The sequence below is a fragment of the Eoetvoesiella caeni genome, assembly GCF_003315175.1.
Classification (GTDB): domain Bacteria; phylum Pseudomonadota; class Gammaproteobacteria; order Burkholderiales; family Burkholderiaceae_B; genus Eoetvoesia; species Eoetvoesia caeni.
Map to the genome: position 1 here is coordinate 1 of NZ_QNRQ01000036.1, position 2,602 is coordinate 2,602.

The 2,602-nt window shown below is 60.3% G+C and carries 3 protein-coding genes; all 3 read left to right on the plus strand.

What is annotated here, in order from left to right:
• The first annotated feature begins 126 nt into the window (after positions 1 to 126).
• The gene (locus DFR37_RS22615) at positions 127 to 897 is read left to right on the plus strand and encodes a tyrosine-type recombinase/integrase (RefSeq protein WP_242341959.1); all 771 of its coding nucleotides are present in this window, start codon (positions 127 to 129) and stop codon (positions 895 to 897) included.
• Positions 894 to 1,847, plus strand: coding sequence for a tyrosine-type recombinase/integrase (locus tag DFR37_RS22620; protein WP_113935404.1), 954 nt, complete (start codon positions 894 to 896; stop codon positions 1,845 to 1,847). The genes DFR37_RS22615 and DFR37_RS22620 overlap by 4 nt, the downstream gene beginning before the upstream one ends.
• The coding region (locus DFR37_RS22625; RefSeq protein ID WP_113935405.1) for a tyrosine-type recombinase/integrase at positions 1,844 to 2,602 on the plus strand (759 nt) is incomplete at its 3' end. The genes DFR37_RS22620 and DFR37_RS22625, both read left to right, overlap by 4 nt.

Here is a 2,602-nt window from a genome sequence, read left to right on the forward strand (position 1 = left end):
TTGCGCGCAGCAGCACCGATGATTGATAATCTGACTGTCCTGCCTGGGGGAATTTGACCGGCCAGAAGTGGGGGAGTTTGAAGTGGCCAACGGGGCAGACTGGTCATCGTGCGACCTTTGGCTTCGATGGCAAACGATGACAGGCTGCCCACATCAGATCAACTCAGACAGTTTTTACGCCAGGAATTATCGCGTGTCAGTGCTGCCAGTGCCGGCGTCACCACCACGGCCGTTCGCAGCTATCTGCGCTTTCGCACGTTCGAAGGTGACCGGGCAGAACATCTTCTGCCGATTGTCGCCTCACCAGCAAACTGGCGCTTGGCATCACAGCCTCAGACGTTGACCCCTTCAGAGGTCCAACGCTTACTGGATGCCTTTCCGCCAAGTCTTCCCTCGCGGCTGCGATGCTACGCGATGGTGCGATGCCTAGTCGATCTGGGTCTTCGCAGCAGTGAGGTCGTTGCCCTGGAGTTAGATCATATCGATTGGGCGGCGGGCACCGTTCGGATCTGCAAGGCCAAGTCACGGCGCGCCGACGTCCTGCCGTTGCCTCAGGCGACCGGGGCTGCCATCGCCGAGTACATCCGTTTCGAGCGACCGCAAACCTCTAGCCGGCGGGTCTTCATTCGACATGTGGCTCCTGTGGAAGTGCCGGTCGCCGCCGGCATTGTTCGACGGGCGGTCCGTGAGGCCTATCAGCGCGCCGGCTTGCCGTATACCCGTGTGCATATCCTTCGCCATACGCTGGCCGGCCGGCTGCTGAACACCGGCGGCACGTTAAAGGAGGTTGCCGATGTCTTGAGGCACCGTGAGCTAGACACCTCCCTTATTTACGCCAAGATCGACTTCACAAGGCTAGGCGCGGTAGCTATGCCGTGGCCCGGGAGACGATCATGAGCATCGACATCTCTATGATGGTGGTCGTGCAGCAGTACTTGGACGCGCGCCGGCAGCTAGGATTCGAATTGATCGCGCCTGGCACTGAGCTAATGCGCTTCGCCCGCTACGCCGATGCACGCGAACATCGGGGTCCTTTGACTCAAGATTTGATCGTTGGATGGGCTCGCGAACACGTCAAGCGCACGAGCACTGTCACCGCCGCGCGTCGGCTTGAGGTTGTAAGGCCCTTCGTTGCGTACTACCGCCAATTTGAGCCGGCGAGCGAGATCCCGCCGGCGGGCGCACTAGGTCGTGGGCATCGGCGTCTTGTGCCGCATATCTACACCGACCAGGAAGTCGCTCAACTGCTGCAAGCCGCCGCCCGTCTCACGCCGCACGGCGGACTGCGGCCACTGACCTATCGGACGCTGTTCGGGTTAATTGCAACAGCAGGCCTGCGTCTGTCGGAGGCGTTGAATCTAACCATCCGTGATGTCGACTTGGGAGCCAGCGCCGTTACGGTCCGGCAGACCAAGTTCCGTAAATCGCGATGCCTGCCGCTCCACAGCAGCGCGATCCAAGCGTTGGGTGCATACCGTCTATCCCGCGACCTCTGTCATGGTGCCGATCCCAACGTACCATTCTTCGTATCTCAGACGGGCGCTGCTTTGCCTGCTAGGACCGTTGAGGGCGTCTTTCGGCATATGCAGTCGCATCTTGGATGGCAGGCTCGCGGTGACTACCCAGCCCCGCGCATCCACGATCTTCGCCACACCTTCGCGGTGCGGCGGCTGCAATGCTGGCGCGAGCAAGGCCAGTCGATCGATCACGCATTATTCTGGTTGTGCACCTATCTCGGCCACGCCAAGATATCCGACACGTACTGGTACCTTACCGGCGTACCGGAACTCATGGACTCCATCGGCACGAGGTTCGAATGCTTCGCGGCGCTAGGAGCCAGCTCATGAACCGCCAAACTTCCCCAACCTTCGCCACATTGGTGCAGGAGTTCTTCGGTCCGTATATGCTGCAGCAACGGGCACTGAGCCCGCGTACGGTGGCCTCCTATCGCGACACCTTCGTGCTGTTGCTGAACTACGCTGAGAAGGCATGCTCCCTTCCAGCACACAACTTCCAACTAATCGATCTGAACGCTCAGTTTCTGGCCAGTTTTCTCGAACATCTGGAGATTCAGCGCAACAATTCCGTCAGAAGCCGCAACGTTCGATTGGCAGCGGTCCGATCCTTCCTAAAGTTCGCCGCGCGACGGGATCCAGCCAACCTCGCCATCATAGAGCAGGCGCTTGCCGTGCCGATGAAGCGCTTCGATCGCCACATGGTGGGCTTCTTGCCACGCGAGCAGATGTTGGCCATCATCGACGTCGCCACCGACACCTGGCTAGGCCAACGCGACCGACTGATGCTGACCCTTATGTTTAACACTGGCGCCCGCGTCTCTGAGATCATCGGCGTACGGATGTCCGATGTGGTTCTTGGGCCAAGCAGCAGCATCCGGCTTCACGGTAAGGGACGCAAGCAGCGCACGCTGCCGCTGTGGAAGAACACGGCACGGGCGTTGCGCGAGTGGCTACAGCTGAACCCGCAGATTCGAGCCGATGCGCCGCTTTTACCCACGCGGGACGGTAGAATGATGACGCGGGCCAATGTAACGCGGCGGCTGGCACATGCCGTCGATTCTGCAGCGACAAAGCATCCAGAGCTC

What these genes read in the sequence shown, in the direction of transcription:
- DFR37_RS22615 (WP_242341959.1), top strand. Translation starts at nt 127, where the DNA reads ATGGCAAACGATGACAGGCTGCCCACATCAGATCAACTCAGACAGTTT.
- DFR37_RS22620 (WP_113935404.1), top strand. Translation starts at nt 894, where the DNA reads ATGAGCATCGACATCTCTATGATGGTGGTCGTGCAGCAGTACTTGGAC.